Origin of the sequence: Helicobacter didelphidarum, from assembly GCF_003364195.1 — a bacterium.
Classification (GTDB): domain Bacteria; phylum Campylobacterota; class Campylobacteria; order Campylobacterales; family Helicobacteraceae; genus Helicobacter_A; species Helicobacter_A didelphidarum.
Genome location: NZ_NXLQ01000005.1, coordinates 51488 through 77982, shown reverse-complemented (window position 1 = coordinate 77982; position 26495 = coordinate 51488). Strand labels below are relative to the sequence as shown.

At 30.9% G+C, this 26495-nt stretch carries 20 protein-coding genes; 5 read left to right on the top strand and 15 right to left on the bottom strand.

Going from position 1 to position 26495, the window contains the following annotated elements; translation table 11 throughout:
* Window positions 1–156: 156 nt before the first annotated feature.
* The 9 genes from CQA53_RS04035 to CQA53_RS03995 form a co-directional block, all read right to left on the bottom strand.
* Window positions 157–915, bottom strand: coding sequence for an amino acid ABC transporter ATP-binding protein (locus CQA53_RS04035; protein WP_115542740.1), 759 nt, complete (start codon window positions 913–915; stop codon window positions 157–159).
* 141 nt (window positions 916–1056) lie between these two features.
* Window positions 1057–1989: an ABC transporter ATP-binding protein gene (locus CQA53_RS04030; RefSeq protein ID WP_115542739.1), complete on the bottom strand. Its 933-nt coding sequence runs from the start codon at window positions 1987–1989 to the stop codon at window positions 1057–1059.
* A 23-nt stretch (window positions 1990–2012) separates the two neighbouring features.
* The gene (locus tag CQA53_RS04025) at window positions 2013–2738 is read right to left on the bottom strand and encodes an ATP-binding cassette domain-containing protein (RefSeq protein ID WP_181882354.1); all 726 of its coding nucleotides are present in this window, start codon (window positions 2736–2738) and stop codon (window positions 2013–2015) included.
* A 9-nt stretch (window positions 2739–2747) separates the two neighbouring features.
* On the bottom strand, window positions 2748–3599 hold the full coding sequence (nikC, locus tag CQA53_RS04020; protein WP_115542737.1) for a nickel ABC transporter permease subunit NikC: 852 nt from the start codon (window positions 3597–3599) through the stop codon (window positions 2748–2750).
* Window positions 3600–4541, bottom strand: coding sequence for an ABC transporter permease subunit (locus tag CQA53_RS04015; protein WP_115542736.1), 942 nt, complete (start codon window positions 4539–4541; stop codon window positions 3600–3602).
* The gene (gene nikA / locus CQA53_RS04010) at window positions 4541–6103 is read right to left on the bottom strand and encodes a nickel ABC transporter substrate-binding protein (protein ID WP_245945633.1); all 1563 of its coding nucleotides are present in this window, start codon (window positions 6101–6103) and stop codon (window positions 4541–4543) included. The genes CQA53_RS04015 and nikA overlap by 1 nt, the downstream gene beginning before the upstream one ends.
* 632 nt (window positions 6104–6735) lie before the next feature.
* The gene (locus tag CQA53_RS04005) at window positions 6736–8436 is read right to left on the bottom strand and encodes a LeoA/HP0731 family dynamin-like GTPase (RefSeq protein WP_115542735.1); all 1701 of its coding nucleotides are present in this window, start codon (window positions 8434–8436) and stop codon (window positions 6736–6738) included.
* A 19-nt stretch (window positions 8437–8455) separates the two neighbouring features.
* The gene (locus CQA53_RS04000; protein WP_115542734.1) at window positions 8456–11314 is read right to left on the bottom strand and encodes a coiled-coil domain-containing protein; all 2859 of its coding nucleotides are present in this window, start codon (window positions 11312–11314) and stop codon (window positions 8456–8458) included.
* A gap of 238 nt (window positions 11315–11552) precedes the next feature.
* The gene (locus CQA53_RS03995) at window positions 11553–12275 is read right to left on the bottom strand and encodes a hypothetical protein (RefSeq protein WP_181882353.1); all 723 of its coding nucleotides are present in this window, start codon (window positions 12273–12275) and stop codon (window positions 11553–11555) included.
* 121 nt (window positions 12276–12396) lie between these two features.
* Between CQA53_RS03995 and CQA53_RS03990 the strand changes: the two genes are divergently transcribed.
* Together CQA53_RS03990 and CQA53_RS03985 are read left to right on the top strand one after the other, a co-directional pair.
* A complete protein-coding gene (locus CQA53_RS03990; protein ID WP_245945632.1) occupies window positions 12397–13749 on the top strand; it encodes a hypothetical protein in 1353 nt (450 codons plus the stop codon).
* Between the two features lie 62 nt (window positions 13750–13811).
* Window positions 13812–14513: a 1-acylglycerol-3-phosphate O-acyltransferase gene (locus tag CQA53_RS03985; RefSeq protein WP_115542733.1), complete on the top strand. Its 702-nt coding sequence runs from the start codon at window positions 13812–13814 to the stop codon at window positions 14511–14513.
* Window positions 14514–15119: 606 nt separating this feature from the next.
* On the opposite strand, the gene CQA53_RS03980 is transcribed toward CQA53_RS03985, so the two are convergent.
* From CQA53_RS03980 to CQA53_RS03955, 6 genes are read right to left on the bottom strand one after another with little or no spacing between them, the layout of a single operon-like run.
* Window positions 15120–16601: a peptidoglycan DD-metalloendopeptidase family protein gene (locus CQA53_RS03980; RefSeq protein ID WP_245945631.1), complete on the bottom strand. Its 1482-nt coding sequence runs from the start codon at window positions 16599–16601 to the stop codon at window positions 15120–15122.
* Window positions 16598–17407, bottom strand: a complete 810-nt coding sequence (locus tag CQA53_RS03975) for an FtsX-like permease family protein (RefSeq protein WP_115542732.1) — start codon at window positions 17405–17407, stop codon at window positions 16598–16600. The genes CQA53_RS03980 and CQA53_RS03975 overlap by 4 nt, the downstream gene beginning before the upstream one ends.
* A complete protein-coding gene (locus tag CQA53_RS03970) occupies window positions 17394–18065 on the bottom strand; it encodes a cell division ATP-binding protein FtsE (protein WP_115542731.1) in 672 nt (223 codons plus the stop codon). The genes CQA53_RS03975 and CQA53_RS03970 overlap by 14 nt, the downstream gene beginning before the upstream one ends.
* 9 nt (window positions 18066–18074) lie before the next feature.
* Entirely contained in the window at window positions 18075–19304 is a 1230-nt protein-coding gene (gene trmB / locus CQA53_RS03965; protein ID WP_115542730.1) for a tRNA (guanosine(46)-N7)-methyltransferase TrmB, read from the bottom strand.
* A 28-nt stretch (window positions 19305–19332) separates the two neighbouring features.
* The gene (locus CQA53_RS03960; RefSeq protein ID WP_115542729.1) at window positions 19333–20679 is read right to left on the bottom strand and encodes a fibronectin type III domain-containing protein; all 1347 of its coding nucleotides are present in this window, start codon (window positions 20677–20679) and stop codon (window positions 19333–19335) included.
* A 30-nt stretch (window positions 20680–20709) separates the two neighbouring features.
* A complete protein-coding gene (locus CQA53_RS03955; protein WP_115542728.1) occupies window positions 20710–21684 on the bottom strand; it encodes an RluA family pseudouridine synthase in 975 nt (324 codons plus the stop codon).
* A 376-nt stretch (window positions 21685–22060) separates the two neighbouring features.
* Between CQA53_RS03955 and purD the strand changes: the two genes are divergently transcribed.
* The 3 genes from purD (at window position 22061) to CQA53_RS03940 (ending at window position 26489) form a co-directional block, all read left to right on the top strand.
* Window positions 22061–23404, top strand: coding sequence for a phosphoribosylamine--glycine ligase (purD, locus tag CQA53_RS03950; RefSeq protein ID WP_115542727.1), 1344 nt, complete (start codon window positions 22061–22063; stop codon window positions 23402–23404).
* Window positions 23405–23434: 30 nt separating this feature from the next.
* On the top strand, window positions 23435–23989 hold the full coding sequence (locus tag CQA53_RS03945) for an RDD family protein (RefSeq protein WP_115542726.1): 555 nt from the start codon (window positions 23435–23437) through the stop codon (window positions 23987–23989).
* A 97-nt stretch (window positions 23990–24086) separates the two neighbouring features.
* On the top strand, window positions 24087–26489 hold the full coding sequence (locus CQA53_RS03940) for an LPS-assembly protein LptD (protein ID WP_245945630.1): 2403 nt from the start codon (window positions 24087–24089) through the stop codon (window positions 26487–26489).
* The last annotated feature ends 6 nt before the right edge of the window (window positions 26490–26495 follow it).

The following is a 26495-nucleotide window of genomic DNA, read 5'->3' as shown; positions in this document are numbered from 1 at the left end:
TTCTTGCAATTATTTAATAATTACAAGAAAGAATTTATGAATCTACAAACTAAACTTGTTTTTACAATCTTTTTTACCATAAATATTTATTTACTAAGCTAAATAGTAAAACTAGAACCATTATATTTAGAATCTTGCAACTCATTAAAGGTTTTATTACTCAAAATCTAAAATATTTAAAAATTGCTTGATACGGTCTGTCTTTGGATTTTTAAAAAAAATATCTGCACTATCCTCTTGAGCTACTATTCCTTTATCAAAGAATAGAACCTTATCACTAATCGCCTCTGCAAAACGCATTTGATGTGTAACAATAATCATGCTCATGCCATCACTTGCAAGAGATTTTATAACTTCAAGCACTTCTTTTACCATTTCTGGATCAAGACTCGCAGTTACCTCATCAAAAAGCATGATTGTAGGATTCATACATAAACTACGCACGATTGCTACTCTCTGCTTTTGCCCACCACTTAGATCTTTTGGATAGCTTTTTATTTTTGATTCTAATCCAACTCTTTTGAGCCATTGCATTGCTTCTTGTGTAGCTATAGCACGATTTTTTTTAAGGATTTTTATTGGAGCAAGTAAGATATTATCAAGCACACTAAGATGAGGGAACAAATCATAGCTTTGAAATACCATACCTATTTTTTGTCGAATCTTTCTCCAGTTTGTTTTAGAATCTAATATTTTATTTTCAAAAATGATTGTTCCTGAATTAATTGATTCTAAGCCATTTAAGCAACGCAAAAAAGTGCTTTTACCACAGCCACTTGGTCCAATAATGGATACAACTTCTCGCTCTTTTAAAGAAAAATTTATCCCTTTTAGAATCTCAACTTCACCATCATGGGAATTTTTAAAACTTTTCCTTAAATCTTTTGTCTCTAAAATAATGTTTTCATCTTGCATATTTCTATTATTAGTCCTTTATGTTATTATTTTTTCTTATATATTCAAATATCTTGAATAGAGATTCTTTTTAAATCTTATGATATAATGTATTATATGAGTGATTATTTTTACCTAATAAAATATTGAAACAAAAATATTTCAAACTTCAGTATTACAACAAGATTCTAATTCTTGTCCCAAATCACTTTGAAACAATTTCTTTCCTCTTTGGTCTTTATCAAGATGAGCCTCCTCAATAATACTTCCATTTTGCATGAGCAAGATTCTATCGCAAAATTGCTTTGCTAAATTAATATTGTGGGTAATAAATAAAAAAGTGCATTTTTTTTCATGTTTCATAGTAGTAAATATTTGCATAATTTCTTGCTGCATAAGATAATCAAGATTTGAGGTGGTTTCATCAAGGATAATAAAACTTGGAGCAATAAGTAGGCAACGAGCAATACAAATGCGTTGTGCTTGACCACCAGAAATCATTGATGGATACTGATAAAGAATACGATGAGGTAGTTTTAATTCATCAAATAGCAATCGAATCTTTTGAAGTTGCGTCTCTTTATGTGTGATTTGCAAAAGATTCTGAAGCGGTTCTTGAAGATTTTCTAAGATAGTGAGACGTGGATTAAGAGAACTAATGGAATCCTGAAAAAGAATTTGCACTTGTTTATAAAATTCCCTCTTGTCATGTTGGCTTTTGAGCTTTATTTCTTGATTATTAAAAAGGATTTTGTGTTGCATAGAATTTTTAACAAAAGATGACTCTTTAGAATCTGGATATTGAGCTTGTTTGTGTTGGTTAGATTCTATAATTGGTTCTAAATTATGTAGAGTCTTATTTGTATGTGCTTCTTGCAAATGAGAACGCAAAAGTGATTGAGGCATATTTGGTTTAATAAGCTGTGCTACAATTTTTGCTATTGTGCTTTTGCCGCTTCCGCTTAAACCAATTAATCCTACCATTTCATTGTGATAAACTGAAAAATTTATATTCTTTAAAATTTGCACAGGAAATTTTTTTAATAACTTATATTTGTAATAACAATGATTTAAATTTTCTACTTTTAATAACATTTTCTATCCTATTTCTAATGTTCTTATAACATTGCATGAATAATTTCGGCTTTAATAAGATTCTTACTTTTCCTACTTTTGTCTCTATCCAACTCTTTAATAATCATGCCTTCATTTATAATAACCACATAGTCAGCTATTTGAATTGCTATATCTAAGTCATGTGTGATAAATAATATACCCAAGTTTCTCTTTTTTTGTAGTTCCAAAAGAATAGTCAGGATTTTATTTTGCACAAGTAAGTCAAGGTCTGTTGTTGGTTCATCTGCGATAAGAAATTGTGATTCGCTTAGAAGTGCTATGGCAATCATTACTCGTTGTAGCATACCGCCACTTAACTCAAAAGAATAGAAATTTAAAACTTCAGAATCTAATCCAACTTCATCAAAAATATTACAAACATGCTGTGTGTCATAAGTTTTTCCAATCGCTGTTAGAGTTTCGCGAATATGGTTTTTGATTGTATAAAGAGGATTGAAACAAGTTCTTGGATTTTGCATGATATGCGAAAAGAGTCTGCCTCTATGGTTTTGTGGCACAATTACAGAATCATTATATAATACACAACCATCTGTCTGGACGGTATTTGCTGGTGTTAATCCTGCAAATGCTAAGGCACTTAAGCTTTTCCCACTCCCACTCGCCCCAAGCAATAAAGTGATTTTACCACTTTGAATTTCTAAAGAAAGATTCTTGAGTAATGCTGTATTTTGATACATAAGTGTTATGTTTTTAATTGCTAAAGTCATCATTGAATCCTATTTCATATCTTCTAAATTGACATCATAATAATCACGCAAACTATCACCAAGCATGTTAAAAAGTGCTACACTTATAAACAAAGCAATGCCCGGATAAAGTAATAATTCAGGATTACTCCACATAAAATCTTTAGAATCACTTAACATAACTCCCCATTCGGCTTGTGGTGGTTGCACACCTAATCCTAAAAAAGAAAGACCTGCAATATGTAACATCATGTGTCCTATATCCATTGTAGCAAGAACAAGACATTGCGTAAGAATAGGTGTAAGCATATTTCTTCGGAAACTCTGTAATGGACTTGATCCATAAACTTTAGAAAGCAAGACAAATTCTTGATTGCGTAAAGATAAAACAATGCTTCGGATTATTCGTGCATACCATGCCCAATGTGTTAAAGCAATAGCAATAATAATATTTTCTAACCCCGAACCTAATATTCCTACAAAAAATAATGAAACAATGATTGTTGGAAAACTTAAAAATAAATCGCAAATTCTCATAATAATCTTGTCAATATTACCTCCCATGAAACCCGAAAACCCGCCAATGCTGATACCCATAAAGATGACTAAAAGTAAAATGAAAAAAGTCGCACTAAACGAAATTCTTGCACCATAAATCAAACGCGAGAAAATATCTCTACCCAAATGATCTGTGCCAAGCCAATGCGTGCTACTTATTGGGGTTAATTTATTATTTAAATCAACCATATCGGGTGAATAAGAAATATACATTGGAGCAAAAAGTATAAGGAGGATAAGAAGAATAAGGAGAACGCATGCTATTTTTCCCATAAGTTTAAATTTCTTTTTCGTAATTCTTTGATTGTGCAGTGATTTTTCCATTTAAGACTCCTCAATATTTCTTCGTATTCTGGGATCTAAAAATGCATACAAAATGTCTATAATGAGATTACAGAGAGTAAAAATAAAACACATAACTATTACAAAACACTGAATAATCGGATAATCATGATTAGCAAATCCTTGAACACTGTATAATCCAACGCCAGAAATTGCAAATACATTTTCTACAACCAATGCCCATCCAATTATCTCACCCAAATGCATACCAAATGAAGTAACAATCGGTAAGAGTGCATTATAAAAAGTATGCTTTAAATTTATTGTTGTTTTGTTCAAACCACGCAATTTTGCATATAATAAATGTCTTTCCTTTTTTACTTCCAACATATTAGATCGGATAAGCCTCGTATTCACACACATGGACATAAAAGCAATACTCAATGCAGGCATAATAAGTGATTTTGCACTTTCTAAACCAAGTGGCGGAAGCCATTCTAACTTGATAGAAAAAACAAAAATGAGTAAAAAAGCAAGCCAAAAGCTAGGTGTGCTTACACCAAGAAAACAAATAAAACGAATAATAAAATCGGGAATCTTGTCACGATACATAGCAGATAAGATTCCAAGGGGGATAGAAAAGAAAAGTAAAATTACAAAAGCACAACCACCAAGTAATAATGTTTGTGGTAGAAAATACAAAAAATCTTGCGATACACTTCTTCCTGTAATATAAGAATTACCAAAGTCAAGCATGACAGCTTTTTTTAGCCATAACCAGTATTGTTCCATAATAGGCTTATCCAAACCAAAATCATGTTGAATGGCTTGTATCACTTCGGGTGTTGGTGGTAGATTTGAATGGATAATATATTGTGTTACAGGATCTATATTGCTTACACGCAATGCAATAAAAATAACGAGAGATGATAGAAACAAAATAGGAATCATATAAAGGATTCGCTGAAAAATATATGATAGCATTATTTATAAAACTCCCAAAATGGAATCTCAAAAACTTGCACACCCATTTTTATACCTTTAATCTCTTTTCGTGCAATAGCCTTGTTTGTCTGATATGTTAGTGGAATATAGACATCTAGTGTATAAAGTTCTGTAAGTAGTTCTTTTGTATATTTTTCTAATGGTGTATTCAGCAGTTTTAACACATGTTCGATTTTGCCATAAAATTCATCTTTATTTGGTAAATACTGCAAAATCGAAGAAACATGACCCCCATGTCGCATAGATTTTAGCATAATAAGTGGCTCATAAGGTATCCCCCATGTTATTGAAAAACTCAAATCAAACATCGCACTGCTTTGTCTATTAAAATAAATTGTTGGGTCATTTGCAGAAAGTTTTAAAAATATCCCAATATCTTTAAATTGAGATTGCAAAATTTCCGCCATAGCCTTTTGTGCAGGATTATTCCCTATATACATAAGTTCAAATTCTAGTCGTTTGTTCCCTTTAGAGTAGAATCCATCTTTTCCTAAAATATATCCTAAAGATTCTATATTTTTCTTTGCTTCAGTGTGATTGTATTGAATTGGAGTAAAACCTACAAGATTTGAATAAGGCATGTCTGGAGCAAACAGAAAATTCGCTATTTTTTGATAATTATAAAAAACCGCCCGAATCAGAACCTCTTTGTTTATCCCTTGCACGATTGCTTTACGCATAATAGGAGAGGATAATGGTTCATTTTTTGGATTAATCGCCATAAATGTGGTAGAAATAGCTGGGCTACTAAAGACATTAAATTCTTTTGTTTGAGAAACATTATGAAAAATCTCAATTGGAATCTCATCAAATCCATAGATTAAATCAATTTGTTTTGTTTTTAAGGCTACAAGTTTAGAGTTAGGCTCTGTAATAATTCGCATAAAGATTGTATCAAAGTAGATTCCATTATATTTTGCTTTATCCCAATAATTTTCATTTTTTTGGAAAGTATCACTGACACCAAGATTACTTTTTACAAATTTATATGGACCAGTGCCAATTGGCTTTGGTGTATGTTTTATAAGATCCAAATCATCAGGAATCTGACTTGGTGCGATAAAACGAAATGGACGAACGAGCGATAATTCTTCCAGTGTTGGTGTATAAGCCCTTTTGAGTTGCAATATAATACTATAATCATCTTGCACATTTACACTTTCTATTATCATAGGAAGCTCTGCCCAAGAGTGTCTTATGCGATTTTTTAATATAGAATCAAAATTCTTTTTAACTGCATGTGCATTAAATTCTTCACCATTAGAAAACTTTACATCTTTGCGTAATGTGAAAATATAAGTTTTCCCAGAATCTTTTATTTCCCATGAAATCGCAAGTGATGGGATAATTTTACCTTCCTTGTTGGTCTTTACTAGACCTTCATAAATCATGTTTTGTGCAAACATCTCATTTGTGCCATAACCTTGAGGATTCATATCTCCAACATGATGAGGTATGGCAACTCGTAATATATTTTCTGCATAAAGAATCCCAGAATACAAGCAGAAATAAAACAATAAAAGATATTTTAAATGATACAAAATTCAGCCTTTCATAAAATATTAAGGATTAATAATAACATGGTATTATTAATTAAATTAAAATAATACTTTAATTCAACCCAAAAAGCATGGTGAGTTAACCAATAACTTTTCGCATTATTATAAACAAATTTATATGAATATTTCATAGAAAATCAGTTTTGTAACCCCTTTTAATTTTATAGGGAAAACCAATCGCATTGATGATTCTTGTATTTAAAACCTATCGAAATCCAAATTATTTTGTATTCAAATAAATTGTATAATAAAGTAACTAAAATTTCTATAAAGATGATATATTAAACTGAACTAATAAATAAAATATCAGAAACTATCTATTGCATGTAAGGATAGCGCCTGTATTTATCCTTTTAATCTATGCAAGTATACTTTTTTGTGTAGATTCTCTATTTCTGTATCATTCTTATTACTTTTTGTTTCTTGGATTATTTGTATTTTCTAGAATCTTTAAAAGCCACTATCTAAATATACTTTAGACTTCGCACTTTGAATATATTTGATTTATTATTCAATGTCTGAGTGAATCAGTAAATTAAGATAATCTAAGCTTAATATATATCAGGTATAAAATTTTGCAAAACAAATCGCTTGTTCCCAATCAAGAAAACTACCTATTCTATCTGTGATTGTAAATCTTTAGCTGTGTTTTTCCATTCAATGAGCTTTGTTTCTGCTTGTTCAACATTATTTAATTGAGATTCTATTTTTTTTAAGTCTTCTTTTATGGTATGAGAGTTTTTAGAAAATTCGTTTTTAAAAGTATCGCCAGTTACAAACTCCAAAAATTCTTGTTGCTGTTGCTCTAGCGATTCTGCTAGTTCATTTTTCATAGCATTAAATTTTTCTTCTTCCTCCGCTCTTTTCTTTGCGTCCCGCATTTCTAAGAAAATTGTAAGTGCCATTCCAATATAAGGCAAACACTTATTGATATTGGCTGCTAGTTTTATAGCCCCATAAGGTTTGAATTTCAGTGCCACATCCATACCAAGTGTTTTTGCAACCGATACCAAGCCATCTCGCCCTGCCAAAACAAGAGTGTTATTAATGATTCCAGAGTTTTGCAAGAGCCGTGTGCCTATTTTTATGCCATGTTGAGCCAATTTGCTATCATTTGCTTTTGCACGTTCTATTTCAAAGTCAATATTATTAGCTAAATTTATGAGTTCAGTATTGATTGATTTTGTCTCTCTAGCAATCTCATCATTGAGTCTTGTAAATATTTTATTCCCTTTATCATCGCCCATCTCTCTTTCATAAAAAGACTTAAAGGTTGTTATACTTGTGCCACTTAATTGTAATAATAAACCACTAAAATAACGTTCAGCAAAGCTTTTTAGACTCTCTTGTGCTTTTATCATGTGAGAATCTATTTTTGCTAAGTCTTTTTTTTGTTTATTGTATCCATTTTGTTGCTCTTCTTTTTGCTCATGCAGTATGTTCTCAAGCTCATGTATCGTTGGTAAAAATTTACAGATAACATCATTTATTATACTTTTTTTTGCCTCCTCTACGAGAGCAAATTTACCACCATTGTGGGTTATCTTTTTGATTGCTTCCTCTCTTAGGGTATCTATGCGAGATAGTTTCCTAAATTCATCTTTATGTTCTAGCCAATATGTTGTGCCTTTTTGATAAGGGTTTGCCGATACTGCGACTATACTTAAATCTTTTGCTTCACTCTCGCTTAATGCTATATTTTGTTTTAATCTTTCTATGATACTTTCTTTTTTTATCTCTAGTCTATCACGATAATCTTCCTCATCTTCTATATCTACTTCTTCATCAAATTTGCTTAGCACAAACACACTGCGAGGCAATAAGTTTAATTCTCTAAATAGCCAATTTAAATCTTCTGCATGACTTGCCTTGATAGGATTAGCTGGGTTTAAGACATAAAGTATAATATGTGCTTGGCTTACATATTGTTTGGTTATATCCTTATATTTTTGTATATTGCCATTATCATTTTTTTCTTTAAATCCAAAAAGCCCCGGTGTATCAATGATTTCTATATCATTATCTATATTATATACAGACACTGCATCGCTTGATTCACTCGTATTTATTTTCATGTCATTACTTAGCTTCTCTAACCATGCAGCTACTATTGATGTCTTACCCTCTGAAAAGCCACCAATAAGTGCTACTTTTAGCTTTGTATCTGTATTGTTTAACGCCTCTTTTGCTTTTTCTAAGTAAGTCTCTTGTATGTCTAACCCTAAGTCTCTGCCATCGTCAATGAGCTTCACAAGCTTTGTTAATAAATCCTTGTTTTTACTTTGCAATGTCTGAATGTCTTGTATAGTATTCATGTATTTTCCTTTGATAAGATTAATGAGAATCTATAAGATATGGTATCTCTTGTTTCATTGACTCTAAGTCTTGCACTACTTTTTTCAAAGATTCTCTATTATCGTGAATCCCCCATAGTAGAGATTCTAACTCTTGCTTTATATTTTCTATTGGTTCTTTGATAGCTTCCTCATTTTCTCTTAGTTTGCTCTCTAGATCCTCTTGTATTTTTGGGATAATCTTTGATAAGTTTTCGCTCAGTGCCTTTCTTTGCTCCGCCATTTTGTAATCAGAATCAAAGAATTTCCGCATACTTGAACCAAGAGTGAATAATGCTGTTACTCCGAGAGCTATCCAGCCAACAGGACCAGACACCAATTCTAAAGCTACGACCGTAGCCATAGCACCAAAACCTAAAGCTAAACCACCCCATTCTATACCACTATCAATATTGATTTCTATTTCTCCACCAAAGTCATCTCGTATATCCATACTCAAGGTATGTTCTAAAGAATGATCCATTTGATTTTTTAATCTTTGTAATTCCTCTTTTACATTACTTTCAAAATCTTTTTGTGCATCTTGTATTGTTTCCGTTAGTTGTGGTTTTAAGAAATCATCTATGCAATCTTCTAAAGTTCTTTCAAACAACATCTTAAACAGATCATCGTCTATATCATCTGCTATAGCATCATTTACAACTTCATATACCATTTCTTTAAACATATCAACTATATGCACACTCATTCTTTCAATATGATCTATGAAATCTTGTGCATGATTCTCTAAATTATGGTTTGTATGCTCTATCTCTTTGTTCCATTCTTGAAGTAGTTTTTTGAGAATCTTTATAACCCCTTCTAATTCTGCGATGAAATGATCTATAACGCTTTCTGCCTTTTTGCAGTGTGCATCTTTGATTTTTGCTTTCGTATTTGTGATAATATCATTGTTTAAAAATGTAGCAAAAGATTCAAATTGCGATAATTCTAATAATTTCTCTTTATCATATTTCTCAAGGAATTTTTTTGTATTTTTCCCTAGCTTTTTCTTTTTTTCGAGTTCTTCATCTTCTTTAGCAATACATATTCCCGCAACATTCATATCAGTTTCTAAATCTATAACCTCACCAGTGTTATTCAAAGCATGAAAGGCGACTAATGCAGAGAGACTCTTATGTCCCTTATAGTGTTGATTTAACACATCCTTCATTTTAGAATCTAGCTCTTCTAAGGTTTTTTCTTCTTCTTGACTGATGAGATTTCCCCCTAGTGCATGAGGACTTGTGATAGGTTTGTTAAAGATAGTATAGACTTCGGCTTGGTCATGCAAATTGTCTTTTATCTTTTCTATTATACCCTTTTTATTTTTATTATCACTATCACCTTTTTGTGGTGGTGTAGGATCTTTTTTGACATAGAATACCGCATGTGCCTTTTTAGTAGCCTTATCTATTTCATCTTTTACTTCACCTTCATTACCCTCTATTCCTGGGACATCGAGTATCTGAAATGTATTTTTTTGATTGCTAAAGGTATATAACTTTGTCTCTCGTGTAAAGTCGCTTTTACCCGTGCCTATGATTCCTCCGTCTTGATATTTTAGAATCTCTTCTAAATATACTTTATTATGTTTTACAAATTCTTGAGCTTTTTGTTGTTGTTGTGCTATTTTGTCGTGTATTTGATGACTATGTTTCTCTAACTCTTGCATATCATATTGGATTTGCCTTTGCTCTTGCTTTGTTATTTCCATTTGATTATCTAACTCTTGCAAGAGAGTTTGCAATTCACTTTGTTTTTGTTGTAGTGCAGAATCTTGCTTTTCCAAATCTTGCCTTTTAGATTCTAAATTTTGTAAGCTAGATTGGAGATTAGCTCTTTCATCATCATCTTGTGTTCCCTGTGCTAAGGTAGCATTATATTGATTTTGCAGGGTATTTTTAGATTCTGTGTTTTTAGTCATTTTGTTTTGAATTTCTTTTTGCGTGTGCAGTGCTTGTTCTCGTGCTACCAAAAGTTTAATTGCTTTTTCTTTTTCTACATTTGCTCGATAAGTGCTAGGAGAGAAGATTCTAAGAAAAAAGCTTTTTATAGCACCCATACTTTCCTTTTGTGCTTCTTTGATACCCATTAATTTAATATCATCTACTATTTCAGAATCTATTTTTGATAATAGTGAGGTTATAGATTCTAATTTTTCATTATTTTCTCTCAAACTATTTTCAAGGCTTAATATTTCATTCTCAATATCTTGCAGATTCTTATCCAAATCTTGTTGTGTTGATAATCCTTGCTTTTTAGATTCTAAATTTCGCAAAGTATTTTGCATATTTGCAATAGCATTTTTGTTTTGTTCTTTATCCGTCAAGAGAGTGTTATATTCATTTTGTAGGGCATTTTTAGATTCTGTATTTTTAATCCTTTGAGATTCTATTTCTTGTTGTTTTGATTGTATTTCATTCTTTTTTTGGTTGATATTGTCTTTCTTTGTCTCCACATCTTTGAGTTGTGATTCTAATTCATTGATTGTTTTCGTGATAGTTTGTATCTCATGTTTATTTGTATTATATTTATTAAGTGCATTTTCAAATTCTTTTCTCTCTTTTTGCTTCGTTTCTTCGTTGAGATATAATCTCAAAGATTCTATAAGAGTAGATTTTCCCGCATTTGTTTCACCATAAAAGGCTATGGTAAAGGTTTTCCATTCTTGAGCTTCTTTTAACTTATCTAAAGTCGTATCAGCTTCTTTGGCAAATTTATTAAAATTTTCTTTAGCTTGGTTTAGTTCCTTTTGTGATTTATCGCTACTTAACTGATAGCTGTGCTGTGTATTGGTTTGTTGTAAAGTATCCCCAACATTCTCAATCTTTTTTTTGACATTATCATAAAAACTCATTGAATTTCCCCTAAACCATATATTGTTCGTTGTTTTTTAGAACTGCAAAACAATATTATCAAAAAAAAAAAAAACAAATGAAGGTATTTTTAGTAAAAATTTTATAAATTTTTAGCCTTGTATGGATTAAATTCTTAAATGTGGGAATCTATTTTCCAAAAATATTCTGTTAGGTTGTTATGCGAAAGTAAGTAAATCGCAAACAATCACTTCATTGTATTATTATGCAAGTGATGATTTATTTTTTCTTTGCTTTTGTATCAACAAGTTGAAGCTTTAATTCGTGTTTTTCGTCTTTTACTTGCACTTTTAAAATAAATTCACCGGTACTTAGTTGTGAATATGGGAAGACAATAAACCCACTTTTTGCACTATTCTTTTTGAGAGTATTTTTACGTAAATAATGTCCTACGAGCGTTTTCCTCGCTTTATCTTCTGTTTGTTGTTGTGCTAACATATTTGCACGCGAAAATGAATAATCATAGAATCCATATCCAAACATGAATCCTCTATCAAAAAAAAGTGGATAATAAAAAGGACGATATGCAGAAATACTAAAATATGGATCATGCACATTTGCTTTCACAGATTCTATCTCAATGCCATAATCTGATAATGGTTGAATAAAATTAAAACCTGATTGTCGTAATTCTTGAAATGATAAGGGATATAAGGTTTTACCATTTAAATCTGCTTCAATATTTGTTGTATCAAATGAAATCTTTGTATCCGTAAGATTCTCAACAATAATATAAATTAAAAGCGGGGATTCATTTAATCCCCCTATCTCTTCTTGAGCAACTTCAAATTGTATTTTACTTGTTGGTTTTTCTTCTTGAATAATTGCAATACCATTATTATATCCTACGATATTTTCGGGTTTTACAAGTAATGATGAACAACCAATGAAAAAAAAGACCGCAGTAGCTCCTAGCAATACTCTATACAATTTCTTTTTCATAGTATCAACCTCTTTTCTAAAGTTAATAAGAATCTTATCATATCACAATAACAATATGGTATAATTCATTCTATTTGATAATATTTCCAAACACTCCGAGTTTGCTAAGGATAATAACACGATGATAATGCAAGGGCAAAAGCCACCTATACTACTTTATCTTGCCAAAAAAAACACATATATACGACAAAATAGAAAAAGAATAAAAAAACCATGTTTTTTTCAGAATCTTTTTTTAGCACAATTCATGTGTCCCCCATATAAAATCTTTAGTATATTGTTCTTTCTCTTATTTGTATCTTTTATGGAAACTTTATATGCTCAAGATGATACAATAGATTCTATTACTAATGCCACATTTTTTTCCAATGATGATGAAGGGGAGGCTCAAGAGCAAAACATTAGTAATAAGATACAAGATACAGACGAAATAGAATCTAAAATTCTCCATTTAGAAATCCTTAGTAATATTGATGAACTTAATAATCAAACGCTCTATGTGGGACAATATATCACAATACAATATCGCCTTATGCTTCTAAATGACGCACGCATTGTTTATACAGAATTTAATCCATCGCTTGAACAAAATCCAAAAGATAAAAAGCCACAAAGTGTTGCACTTATCCATGAAGGAGAGTGGCAAAAAACAGGGGAGTATTATCAAAGTAGTTTTACTTTCAAGATTCTTGATACAAATGTTTTAATCCCTTCCCTTGTTGTGCATGTGCAAAATAATGTTATGCAAGATTCTATGCAAACCGATAGTATTGCATTAAATGCTCAAAGTCTGGTTGCTAACCCTCAATATTGTGGTGTTGTGGCAAACAATCTAAAAATTGTTGATACAACACTCGAAAATTATGATGAAAATACAAACATGATTCTTATAGAAGTTGAAGCAATGAATAGTAATCTTGAAGACTTTCGCTTACCAAACATAAAAGATCAAGAATTTGGGCAAGGAGCAAAATTTGGGAGTGATATTGCAAGGGTAAATGTTCTTGCTCGAATTCCAAAATCTCTTACTACAATAGAATTTAGTTATTTTGATATTAATAAGAGAGATTTTATCCCCATAACCACAAATCTTGTCAATGCAACTTCTTTCGATGATGAGGTAAAAGAAGATCTTAATCCAAAAAGTTCATTTCTTCGTATTGCAAATATTGCTATTCTCGTTGTGTTGGCGTTCTTTTTGCTTATGACAATTATTAAGCGTTCGTATTTTTATGCTATTATTTCATGTTGTTTAGCTGGGTTTCTTATCTATAAGATATTTTCAAATACTTATAGTATTAAAACCTTACCAAATACTAGAGTTTTGATACTTCCAACACATAATTCGACAGAATTACTCCTTTTGCCAAATGCGACAAAACTTGAAGCTATTGATAAGAAAAATGATTATTATAAAGTAAATATAGATTCTAAGGTAGGTTGGATTAGTCGTCAAGATACTAATAAGAAATAATATGCTTGGTTTTGTGTTTCTTTAATAACAACGAAAAATCGGCAAACCATTAGGAGGTAAATATGAAGAAATTACGAGGATATTATGCAACACTCACAATCGCATTGGGGCTTGCAGTTATTGTCATAATAATGTTTTTTTATCGACCAAACAACGGGAGAAGTGCAAGGCGGATTTGTTCTGCATTTTTTCCTGCGAATGGATTGAAGCTAGAAAAATTTGGAGAATATGACTTAGAAGCTACGCTAATTGTTGTTAATCATCAGAGTGCATCAGATATTATTTGTCTAGAGGGCAGACATCCTGCTAATATTTGTTGGGTAGCAAAAAAAGAATTGGGAGATTTACCTTTCTATGGTTACGCATTGAAATTTCCTGAAATGATTCTGATTGATAGGGAGGATAAAAAGGGTATTATCCAGTTGCTCAAAATTGCAAAGGAAAAATTAGAACAAAATCGCCCCATAGTTATTTTTCCTGAAGGCACAAGAGGACCTGGGAATAGGAGTTTTCTCCCATTTAAACCGGGAGCAAAGATTTTGGCTGAAAAGTTAAAATTGCGTGTTCAGCCTATTGTATTTGTTAATACACGCAGAATTTATGATAGCAATCCAATTCAAGTGCAAAAAAGTGTTGCACGCGTTGTTTGTATGGAATCTTTTACGCCAGAGATTGGAAGTGATTGGTATGAGAAATTACGAGAAGATATGTTTGCTGTGTATTGCAAACACTATGATGAACTTAATCCAGAAGACGCACCATAAAAGCATGTGAGAAATATTGATAAATTCTCAAGAGATTATGTTAATCAATATTAATACAAGAATGAAAAATTATAAAATTTTGGATATTTGATAATCTTACTTTGTTATACAACAAATAAATACTTAACTTTCTAATTAAAGCCTATTTTGTGTCATCTATCCCTCAATTTCAATGGATAGAATCTGTTTTTTGTGTATTCTAATATAGAGTATCTATATGAGAATCTCTCATTTTGTTTCTACTTGGAATACATTTGATGTATAAAATTCTGAAATGTTTTTTAAACAATTTATATCCATAATTTTAGCAAATCAATGAAAAAATAACATGATATTTATTTGATATATTGTCTTGATTTATATTTCATTTCTCGAAAAAATTATTATGAAGGGGTATGAAATTTAGTGGAAAATATTGCTTTCATAAGTTTAAAGATTTTTAGTTTGAGTATTAATCTAGTAATTTTATTACAATAAAACTATGTTAATGTATAAAAAGAATTATGAGAATCAGAAATCCTAAAGTTAATGTAAGTTAGAAATAATTTACAGAGAATAAGTTTCTGCATGTTTTAGAATGTTGTGTCTAAAGTAGAATAACTAAAGTTATTTTTTTATAATGGCTTCCATAGGATTAATATGTTTATCGCCTTGTATAATTTCAAGATTCAATCTATCATTCACACGTCCGATGACATATCCTTGCTTAACAATAAAACCGGGCTTAAGGGTTGGTGCAATCTTATCAAGCATTGAATAAATTGTATGCATGTCGTTTGCATGTTCAACTACAACAACCTTTTTTAATCCCGACATTTCTTGAGCATAAATTACCTTTCCATCCATAATATTATATACTTGTGCGTCATCACTTTTTGGTTTTAAAACTACACCATTATTAAAAATCTTTATTTTATAAACAGGGTCAAGATAATCCCCAAAAGACTGCTCCAATGAATATAAGTTAAGTGGGGAAATAAGCTTTTTGCCAGTATATTTTGCAGTATTTGGCTTTTGATATACACTATCCACACGACGCAAGTCCTCAAAGCTATTGATAGCGGAACTTGCTTCTTGTGAGCTGATTTTTGCATCATATTCTCTTTGTATTGCTTTGTTTTGCTCACCTAAAAATTTTTGTGCTTTTTGGGTATCAGTTTTTGCTATTTTCTCTGCTTCTTCTTTTGCCTTTTTTTGTGCTTCTTCTTTTGCCTTTTGTGCTTTTCTTTTTTCTTCTTCAATTTTTTGTTGTCGCTCTTTTTCAAGTCTGGCTAACCGCTCTTTTTCAAGTCTGGCTAACCGCTCTTGTTCTTTTTTCTTTGCTTCTTCTTGGGTGTTTTTTTTAAGGATATTAAGTTTGCTAAGGAGCTTATCAAGCTCTTTTTTTTGCATGTCAATTTCTTTTATTCGTTGATTATAAACCTGCATTTCGCCTTTCATATTTTCAACCAAAATCTTTTGTTTTGCAATCATTGCTTGCAAATCCTGCTGCCTTGTTTCTTGAGTCGTGATAATTTGTGTTACTTGTTTTATATTTTTATTGATTTCGTTAATCTGATTTGTAATAAGATTTTGTTGTCGTTCAATATTTGTTATATTTGTAGTGGTTTGCTTCTTTAAAATGCTGAATGCTTCTCTTGTAACAACATCGTCCATAGTCATCACTTCTTCATCGTCTAACACACGCGAAAAAGTCATGAATCGCAAAATAAGATTTGAAAGTTCTGTTTGGGATTTGCTCATTTGCTCATTTAATGAAAGTAATTGATTTTCTAAAGATTGCAATCTTGCTTCTTGAGTTCTATTTTGATCTTTATTATCCTCTATATTTTTTGCTAGATTCTGAATTTCTGAATCTAATTTTTTAATTTGTGCTACATTATTGCTGATATTTTGCCCCAATGTGCTTAGTTTTAAATTAAGATTGGCTCGTTGTTGGTTAATATCTTTTTGCTTTCTTTCTTCTCGCTGAATATTTTTATTAATTTCATTTAAATCATTTACACCAAAACAAAATGTGGTAAAAAGTAAAATGAGAAAATAAATGGTTTTTCCCATTTTACTTTTTATAAGATTGTATTGCCTCATCTTTTTACCTTTGAAATTATCACAAAAATGACACAGAGACAAGATGTTCCAAATGCGACTAAAAAGAGTATTGCAAAATCTAATGGGATTTGAAAAATACTTAGCCCAATACCTAAGGTTTGTAAAATATCAAGCGTGATTTGTAAACTTGCAATATAAAACACAAGCAATGCGATACTAAAACTTGCAAAAAATGAGTCAATGAGAGCAAGTTTAAACAAACTACGATTGCGTATCCAAATATTGGCACCCAAAATATCCATAATCTCCATTTTATCTTTACTTGCATAACGCCAAATTTCAATTTGTTTTAGCATAAGCATAAAACTAATAACGGCTAGGATTATAGAGAAAGTAATCACACTTATTTTAATAAAACTCAAAAGTGTGTAATTTTCTAAATGTCTTTTAGAAAAAGTATCAACGGCGGTAATATTTGGATTCTTTTTTAATATCGCTTCAATGGCACTTAAGCGTTCTGTGCTAGGGAAATATTCAAGACGCAAACTATAAAAATATGGTAGTTCGCGTGTAAGGGAAGTGATTGTGTTTTCTTTTATATCTTTTGTTAGTTTGATTATAGAATCTTTTGGATTAAGCTGGGTAAGCTCTTTTGCTTCAACGATCTTTGATTGTATGGATTCAAAAGTTATGGGTTTTCTTGCCGTGATTCCAATGGCATATTTTTGTGTAATAAATTGCTCTTGCTTTGCAACTGTGCGTTCTAGAATCAATAAGCATTGCAGACTAAATACCATTGCAACAAGTGGAATAAGCAATGAGAGATGTTGTTTAAGCGTATTCATTTACTAATCCTTCCTTGATTTCTATTCTTCTGTATCGTAAATTTAAATGTTTTGGGATTCTGTGTGTTACAATTACAATTGTAATATTAAGTTGTTCGTTAGAAGATTTTAAAAGTCCCCAAATCATATCACTTGAATAATCATCAAGATTTCCTGTTGGTTCATCACAGAGAATTAATCTCGGACGATGGGCTATGGCTCTTGCAAGTGCAACTCTTTGCTGTTCCCCTCCACTTAATTCAAGAGGATATTTATTTGCTTTATGTAGGAGATTTATATGCGATAGGAGTTTTTCTGCTTGTGTTTTAATCTCAACTTTTGGAAATTTATTAATAATCATAGGCAAAGCAATATTTTTTTCAACATTCCAGTCTTCAATTAATTTATAATCTTGAAAAACAATTCCAAGCTTTCTACGAAGCATAGCCAATCTATGGGTGCTAATACGTTTCATATTATAATGCATAACGCGCAAATCACCAGCTTGTACGGGAAGATTCCCATATATTGAACGCAATAGTGTACTTTTGCCACTCCCGCTTGCTCCTGAAATAAAAACAAAATCTTTAGGATAAATTGAAAAGTTTGCATTCTTGATAACTATGCCCGTGCGTTTGTAACCTAAACAAAGCTGCTTTGCTTGAATGATTGCTTCCATATTTTACCTTTATTTCACTTTTTCTTTTTTCTGTTTCTCTTGTTGGAATTTTTTACAATGTAGTTTTGTCTCTGTAAGAATACCACATAAGAATTTATGTGCTAAACGATGAGAATTAATGTTTAATGGATATTTTAAATAATGCAATGACTTGTTCTCCTCTAATACTAAAAAAGTATTGAATGGCACATAAAAACTTCCAAAAGTAATTTGTGCAACACTGATTTTATGTTGTGCATGTGAATCTGAATAATAAAGGTCTCCGATACTAATGAACACTGAATTTGTTTTATCAATCCATTTTTGGTTACAAAAGATACCCAAATCATCAAGTTTCATTGGAAAATCAAAATGTGAAAGTTGCTCATTTGTATGAATCTCTTGCAGATTCTGTTGGAATAAATGCAACTCATAAATATCTTTGTGCATATTTTTCCATCGTTGCTCATATTTACTTATGATTTTTGGAATCCCATTTTTTTTCACTTCAAAATGTGCAATATTTGCTGTTAATACCTCATCAATGCAATCTCGCACATATTCAAGATCATCACTACGCAAATTAATATATCCATTACTTTTTAAGATTCTAAAGCTATTTTCTAAAAAGTCGCGATTGACTACTCGCCTATGTTTTGCATTATTCCATGGTATAGGAAAATGTAGATAGATTATCTCAACACTTCGAGATTCAAATACTTGGATAACAAGTCTTGCATCAAAATTACAAATATAAAGATTCTTTAAATTATAAATTTCAATCGAATTTAATACTTGTCGAATTGATGGTGCATGAATCTCAATTCCTAAAATAATTTTATTTGGATTATTCCTAGCAAGATCTAAAATATGCCTACCACTACCAAAACCTATTTCAATCAAATCTGGTTTAATATCAGTAAGATTAACTTGATTAATTAAGAAACCTGTCTGCGTGCCTTTTGTGTGTTTTGTATTGGTTTGATGAAGATTGTGTGTAAGCACTTCCAAATCTTTTGATAAGAATTGCAAAATTTCCTTAATTTTTAATAAATTGTTTGGTTTTGTGAGCTTATCAACTTTATATAAAAAACCATCTTTTCTCTCAATACAACGAATAAAAATTATCTGATTATCATACATTACAGGAAGAATACGGAGGTTTTTAAATTGAGCATTCACTAAGTATTCCATAATATACAAATCATTGTGTCGGCAGTTTGTTTGACAGAAAGGTGTTTTACTAATAAAATGTGGCATTTTCTCTTCTTTAAGTTAAGATTTGTTATTATTTTGATTTTTTGGGTTCATTTTTAGAATCACCTTTCTTTTCATTATGAGCCTTTACAGAATCTAAGTTATTTATATCTTGTGGTGTATCAGGCAAATCAAGCATAAGTGTTATTTTTTTGCTTGGGAGAGATTCTATGCCAAATTTATCAACACTCACTACATAATAAGTATAAGTAACACCAGCTTTCATATTGCTATCTATGAATTTTGTGTCTGTAATATCTTTAAAGCGGTTTGCTTCTCCATATCCTGCACCTTCACGATAAATAATATAGTTTTCTACTCGTTTATCGCTGACTTTTTCCCATGAGAGTGTAAAAATGTTATTTTCAATAAGACTTCTAACAATTTTAGGTGTTTGTGGTGGTGGCAATGTTTTACCTTTTACCCCTTGCTCTTGCGGTTTAGATTCCAACTTATATCTATCAACAGCAGTTACCCTGTAATAACGAATCGCACCGTTTGTATCAATTTTATCAATATAAGAAACTCCCTGAATAAAAGCTAATTTATTATATGTCCCATTTTCAGAATCTGCATACCAAATATTATAACCAATCACTTCTTTATCATCACTTGCCTTCCACTCAAGCCAAATCTCTTTTGGTTTGTCTTTGGTTGTTATAACACCTTCTATTGTTTTTGGGGCAGCACGAGTTTTTCCAATTACTTCTTGACTAGGGACAGACTTTGCTCCGTCATAACTTTGAGAAACAATCCGATAAGTATGCGTTGCATCGCTTTCAAGATTGTTGTCAAAAAATTCTACAAGCATACGATTTGATGTTGTTCCAATAGCAACAAATTTATCTTTAATTTTTTTTTCTATAATGTAATTTTTTACAACGGGATTTGGACTAGGACTCCAAAAAATCTTAATTTGTGAGGCGAGATTCTGTGAGGCATAAGCAAAGCTCACGGGATCAATAAAGGAAGTTTTTACATTTAAAATGCTACTTTTTGCAGAAACTTTAGAATCTTTACCGACACTCGCAATAGCATATTCATATTCAGTTTGTGGTTGTAACTTGCCATCATAATAATGTGTAGAAAATGCATTTTTAATAAAAGCAACTCTTATAAAATTTCCCGATTTATTTTTACGATAAATAATATAACCATCGATCAAGTGTGGATTATCTGGAGTTTTCCATTCGAAACCTATGGAAGTTACATCTGGGAGTGCACGGAAAGTTTTTACAACAGGTAAATTTGTATCGATTTCATCTTTTCCTCCAATAGAACCAAATGTCGAGGAACAAGAACTAAGGAAATAACTCAAAAACACAGCATAGCATAAGAAAATAAATTTTATAAAAAAGTTGTTTGCCTTATATTTCATTCTGATATTTACTCCTTAATTTTAACTTAATCAATAAGAACGCAATTCATTTTGCCATTTTGTTAAGTGTGATTCCAGCACATTTTGATAATCTAAAAAGTTTTCTTCTAGGAATTTTACCAAATCTTTAGGTATTTTTGCAATAAAAACATTTTCTTCAAAATAAAGAAGTTGTGCATGAAGTAACATTTTTGTTTTATAATCTTTTGCTAATTTTTCTGGACTATAAAGCATATCCCCATAAATATACCGTTGCAACACATTCAAATGTGCGCGAATCTGGTGTGTCCTACCGCTATAAAGTCGCACTCCAATAAGCTCATATTGCCCATTTTTACTTTGCATAATCTTTCTAAACTCACTTTTAGAATCTCGTGCTTGTGGGAATTTTGTTTTATCAAGTTTTGTAATTTTTAAACGATCATTTGGATTGCGTCCCAAAAAACATTCTATAATTACATTCTCTTTTAATGGGGAATTAATGACGCAAATATAGATTCTTCCCATTGTGCGATTTTTTAACATATTTGAGAATTTTAAGTGAGATTCATTATTTTTTGCGACTAAAATAGCCCCGCTTGTATCCTTATCAAGCCTATGGACAATACCAAAACGATTTTCGCCACTTATTGTAGATAGTTCATAATTATGCACTTTGAGATAATCTGTAAGTGTAATACCCTTTACGCTTGGAGCATGATGGACAACTAAATCTCGTGGTTTATTTAGTATGATATAGTCATTTGTTTCATGGATAATCTCTATGGAAATTTCTTTCAGCAGTTCTAAGTTTTGACAATCTTTTCTCTGTTTAACGCCAGAAATAGTAATTACCTCTCCTTTTTTAAGCACTCTACTTTTTTTAGCAACTAATCCATTTACTGCCACAAGATTTTTTTCTATCCATTGACTTACTTGTGAACGAGATATATCTAAAATTTCGCTTAAAGCAAAATCTAAACGAGAAAAATCATGTAAAATACAAAAAGAGTAAAGTATTTGCATCTTTATCCTTATAATTAATCATCTCATTTTATCAAAAAATTTGCTATAATTCTACATATCTGAAAGTTTCGTGTTTCTCTTTTCAAAATTGGTAGTCTATTTAAAATTATTTTTTGGGTTGCATACGCTATGTGTGCCGACATCTCTGTTCTATGAATAATAGTGAAAAATGCTATGCATTTTAGGACCTGTCGCCTAATTAGCAAATAAAGCCCTATCTGTTGTAGCTTTTGTTGGGCTTACACAATATACAAGAGTAACGTTCTTTTGGGTATTTCAGATTTTAATATTTAATAAAGTTAAAAATTAATCTAAATTGCAATATCGAAAATTTTAGTTTTATTAAATCTTAAACTATGAATATAAAAGGAAAATTTTGCAACACACAAGAACTCTACCGCAATCAGTTTTAATTATTGGCAATGGTGGGAGAGAGTATGCAATTGCTCTTGCCCTACAACAGGATAAAGAAGTCGGTGATATTTTTTTTGCCCCGCAAAATCCCGCAGCGACACTTTATTTGAATGCAAAAAGCTTGACTTATAAAAATCATGATGAATTACTGCAAGTAATTCAAGAAAATTATATTGCTCTTGTTGTCATTGGTCCTGAAGCACCGCTTATGGATGGTATTAGCGATTTTTTACGATTGCATGGAATACCCGTTTTTGGTCCAAGTCTTGCAAATGCACAACTTGAAGGTTCAAAGGCATATATGAAAGAATTTATTTCAAATATTCATGTGCCTACTGCACGATATAGGGAGATTATGCTTGAAAATATAATAGAGGGTTTTGCATTTATAGAATCTCTCCCTCTCCCAATAGTTCTTAAGGCAAATGGATTATGTGGTGGAAAAGGTGTTCTGATTTTAGATTCTAAAACAGAGGCAAAAGAAAAACTACAAGAAATGTTGGAGGGCAAACTTTTTGGCGATTCTGGAAAAAAGGTTATCATTGAAGAGTTTCTTGATGGCTATGAGCTTTCTGTCTTTGCATTAAGCAATGGAGATGATTATGTGGTTTTACCTGCATGTCAAGACCATAAAAGATTGTTTGATGGTGATAAAGGACCAAATACAGGAGGTATGGGGGCTTATACAAAACTTCCTAAGAATCTTTATAATGATGATTTGGAAGAAAAAATTAAAAATAAAATTCTTACTCCAACATTTCAAACACTTAAAAATATGGGGCAACCCTATCAAGGTGTGCTTTTTGCTGGTATTATGATAGTAAAAAATGAGCCTTATTTACTGGAATATAATGTTCGTTTTGGTGATCCAGAATGTGAAGTTTTATTGCCAACATTAAAGACTCCTCTTTTTAAAATTCTCTCTTCTTTTGCAAAAGGCGAGAAAATTGATACCATTGAATTTTATGATATATATTGCGTATGTGTTGTTCTATCAAGTAGTGATTATGCACAGAATTTTAAGTCAGAGAATTATCCTGCAAAAATTACATTTCAAGATTCCTGTAAAGATGTAGATTCTACATTACAAAATAAAGATTCTGAAATTGGACATTTTATTTTTGCTAATACAACCCTCAAAGATAGAATCTTATATGCTAATAGCGGAAGGGCTGTTGTCGTGCTGGGAAAAGGAAAAAATATACAAGAAGCACGAGACAATGCTTATAAACTTGCCACATGTATTGATTTTGAAGGCAAACATTATCGCAAAGATATTGGCTATCAAGCATTAAAAAATATATAGTAAAATTCTAAAAATATTTAAGAAGGCACTATGGATACTCGACTAGAAAACGATCTCTATCGTGAAAATATTAGTATTGCACCCATTATCACACGAATTGGTGCATATTTAATTGATATGCTAATTATTTTTCTTTTACTCGCACTCTTAGTTTCAAATGAACAAAAAGACAAAATTGCTATGGCAAATGAAGTCTTGTTGCAATCATATAAATCTCAACATAGGGAAATCAATTTAAATACTACGCCTGATAATGGTGCTGTGCTTGAGGAGATTCGTAAAAATAGTAAGAATGCTTTAGACATATTACTTCTCTATATGGTAATATGTGCCGGGTTAGAGATTATTTATAACTTTTTATTTGTATATCGTTATGGGGCAACACTTGGACAAATTATTTTGAAAATCAAAGTTGTAAATGCACAAAATTTTGATAAACCTTCATTACATATTTGCATGAAGCGATCTATTTTGAAATATTTGTTTGGAACTGCTTTATTAATTGGCTTTATACCTGCATTTATAGATAAATTTGCTCGTACATTTTATGATAAGATGAGTAAAACCATTGTTGTCTCTAATTAGATTTTTTTTTACTTTTGTTATTATTGTATTTATTTCACAGCTTTTTATTTTTGCTCAAAGCATGGATTCTGCAAAAAAAATAGATAATAGAAATTCTATGAACAATTCACCACTTATTTCAGAATCTACTAATCCATATTTTTATGATCATAAAAATAAACAACTAATCACTACACCTTCAACAAATCAAGAATCTTTATTGGAAGATAATCAACCAAAAGAAAAACTTACGGAAAAAGAAAAAAATGACATGAGTAAAAATCTCAAAACAGGTGTAGAGAAAAGAGATACAGATCAAACAAAACTTTTTGAACTCTTGGGTGAAAATATTGAACACTATGATAACTATATGGTAATTCATGGAAATGCGATTTTAAAAAATAAAGATGCATATATTATTGCTGATAAAATTATTTATAATCCCACATTGAGACAGGCTAGATTGCAGGGACATGTGAGAATCTATAAGGGTGATACACTCTCAGTTTATACACAACAAGCTACAATTTATCTTAATATCAATTTTGGCATTATTCGTCCATTTTACATTCAAGATACAAAAACAGGTATCTGGACAAATGCGGAAAGTGCAAATCAGCAAAAAATGACCTATCGATTTGCTCATTCAATAGTATCTGGTTGTTCTTATACTAATCCTGCTTGGAGAATTAATGCATCACGCGGATATTATAGTCAAGAAAATAAAACTCTAGCTCTTTGGCATCCAAAAATTTATATTGGTGATATTCCTGTATTTTACTCACCTTATTTACGATTTTCTTTAGAAAATGAACGCACAAGCGGATTCCTCTACCCAACATTAGGTAGTTCTGGAACTGATGGTTTTGCATATATTCAACCATATTATATTGCAGTGCAAAACTTTTGGGATATGACTCTTAGCCCTCAAATAAGAACATCAAAAGGTGTAGGAATGAATTTTGAATTTAGGGCAGTTGATTCTAGTAATGATAAGTATTTACTAAATTTTAAATACTTTTACAATTTTAATAGCTATATGCAAAGATTTAATGCACTTAATCAGCATGTATATGGTTTTGATTTTAAACATAGCAAGCGAAATGTAATTCAAAAATACTTTGGAGCAAAAACAAAACTTGACAATGGTATGTTTTTTGATTTTGCATTCATGAATGATATTGATTATATGCGTCTGAATGATATTCGCTATTATCTTAACACGACACATTATACTTCAAAAATCAATCTTTTTGCACAAACAACACACCATTATTTCGGAGTGAATATGCGTTATTATCTGAATCTGTATTCTCCAGTTAATGCAACTACCATTCAAGATTTACCCCATATTCAATATCATAAATATATGGGAACATTGTTTATTAAAGAGTTGCTTTACTCATTTAACTATCAAATGAAATATGGTTCAAGGCAACAAGGTTTCTCATATTTATCAAGCGAAATTTCACTACCAGTGGGTATGCAATTCTCATTTTTAAATAAGTATTTCTCCATTGGTGCATGGTTGAATGCCTATGCAGGAAATATTTATGCAGTCAATACAGAGAATACAAAAGTTTATTCTGGAATAAATTCACAAACACCAACACAGCTTAATGGACAAGTTGGAAATTATGCATATCTCAATTATCGGATTTCTCTTAATAGTGATATAGGGAAAAAGTATAATAAATTCTTTCATTCTTTGCAAACTTCAATTATTTTTAATTCTCCTATTGAATCTGCATTTTTTTCAAATGGTATAATTAATAAGAGTATATTGCAAGGTTTTGCAAACCTTAGCACCTCACAATTAGAGAGGATACAAAATGGTGAAGATATATGGGACCCATCTATCTTTAGTGGTTTAAATCAAACACTAAAGCGACTTGATATAAATCTGGCAAACTATATTTATAATAACAAAGGTAATGAGATATTTTATTGGAAACTTACACAATCTTTTAATTTTAACGATCCAATTTCGTATTTAAAGATTCCAATGGAAAATAAAATAGGAACTTCACCAATTTCTGGACTTTATTTGAATGCAAGTGTTTTTTATTCATGGTTTTATAACAGCTTTACAGAAGTTGGTTTGAATGCAAGTTATATCAAAGATTCTTATGCAGCAAGTATTTCGTATTATCTTAAAAGAGATGATACAATGTGGAAAAATGACCCAACAACCTTAACTTTTCAATCTGTTGATGCAACAAATTATTTGAGTGCTTCATTTAGAGGGGATTTGGGATATTTTGGCTTTGTGGCAGATATTGCTTATGATTTTAAGTCCAAAAATATTATTAATATTGGATTTGGTGTGTATAAGGATATTAAGTGCTTTGGTGTTGGGATAAAAGCTGGTAGTAATAGAACCCCAATTCTTTCGCAAGGTAACTCTGTAAGTATCATTGATAATATATATGTGCGAGCAGAGTTTAAATTTGTTCCATTAACAAGCTTTAATTATACATATAGATTGCGACCAAAAGTTGAAGAGAGATCACAACAATAATAGGAG

Coding starts and splice junctions, on each gene's coding strand:
- CQA53_RS04025 (WP_181882354.1), bottom strand. CDS start 2,738: ATGACTTTAGCAATTAAAAACATAACACTTATGTATCAAAATACAGCA.
- trmB (WP_115542730.1), bottom strand. CDS start 19,304: ATGCCACATTTTATTAGTAAAACACCTTTCTGTCAAACAAACTGCCGA.
- CQA53_RS04035 (WP_115542740.1), bottom strand. CDS start 915: ATGCAAGATGAAAACATTATTTTAGAGACAAAAGATTTAAGGAAAAGT.
- CQA53_RS03970 (WP_115542731.1), bottom strand. CDS start 18,065: ATGGAAGCAATCATTCAAGCAAAGCAGCTTTGTTTAGGTTACAAACGC.
- CQA53_RS03945 (WP_115542726.1), top strand. CDS start 23,435: ATGGATACTCGACTAGAAAACGATCTCTATCGTGAAAATATTAGTATT.
- CQA53_RS03995 (WP_181882353.1), bottom strand. CDS start 12,275: ATGAAAAAGAAATTGTATAGAGTATTGCTAGGAGCTACTGCGGTCTTT.
- CQA53_RS04000 (WP_115542734.1), bottom strand. CDS start 11,314: ATGAGTTTTTATGATAATGTCAAAAAAAAGATTGAGAATGTTGGGGAT.
- CQA53_RS03940 (WP_245945630.1), top strand. CDS start 24,087: ATGAACAATTCACCACTTATTTCAGAATCTACTAATCCATATTTTTAT.
- CQA53_RS03990 (WP_245945632.1), top strand. CDS start 12,397: ATGATAATGCAAGGGCAAAAGCCACCTATACTACTTTATCTTGCCAAA.
- CQA53_RS03955 (WP_115542728.1), bottom strand. CDS start 21,684: ATGCAAATACTTTACTCTTTTTGTATTTTACATGATTTTTCTCGTTTA.
- CQA53_RS03985 (WP_115542733.1), top strand. CDS start 13,812: ATGAAGAAATTACGAGGATATTATGCAACACTCACAATCGCATTGGGG.
- CQA53_RS04030 (WP_115542739.1), bottom strand. CDS start 1,989: ATGTTATTAAAAGTAGAAAATTTAAATCATTGTTATTACAAATATAAG.
- CQA53_RS03960 (WP_115542729.1), bottom strand. CDS start 20,679: ATGAAATATAAGGCAAACAACTTTTTTATAAAATTTATTTTCTTATGC.
- CQA53_RS03980 (WP_245945631.1), bottom strand. CDS start 16,601: ATGAGGCAATACAATCTTATAAAAAGTAAAATGGGAAAAACCATTTAT.
- CQA53_RS04015 (WP_115542736.1), bottom strand. CDS start 4,541: ATGCTATCATATATTTTTCAGCGAATCCTTTATATGATTCCTATTTTG.
- CQA53_RS04005 (WP_115542735.1), bottom strand. CDS start 8,436: ATGAATACTATACAAGACATTCAGACATTGCAAAGTAAAAACAAGGAT.
- nikC (WP_115542737.1), bottom strand. CDS start 3,599: ATGGAAAAATCACTGCACAATCAAAGAATTACGAAAAAGAAATTTAAA.
- CQA53_RS03975 (WP_115542732.1), bottom strand. CDS start 17,407: ATGAATACGCTTAAACAACATCTCTCATTGCTTATTCCACTTGTTGCA.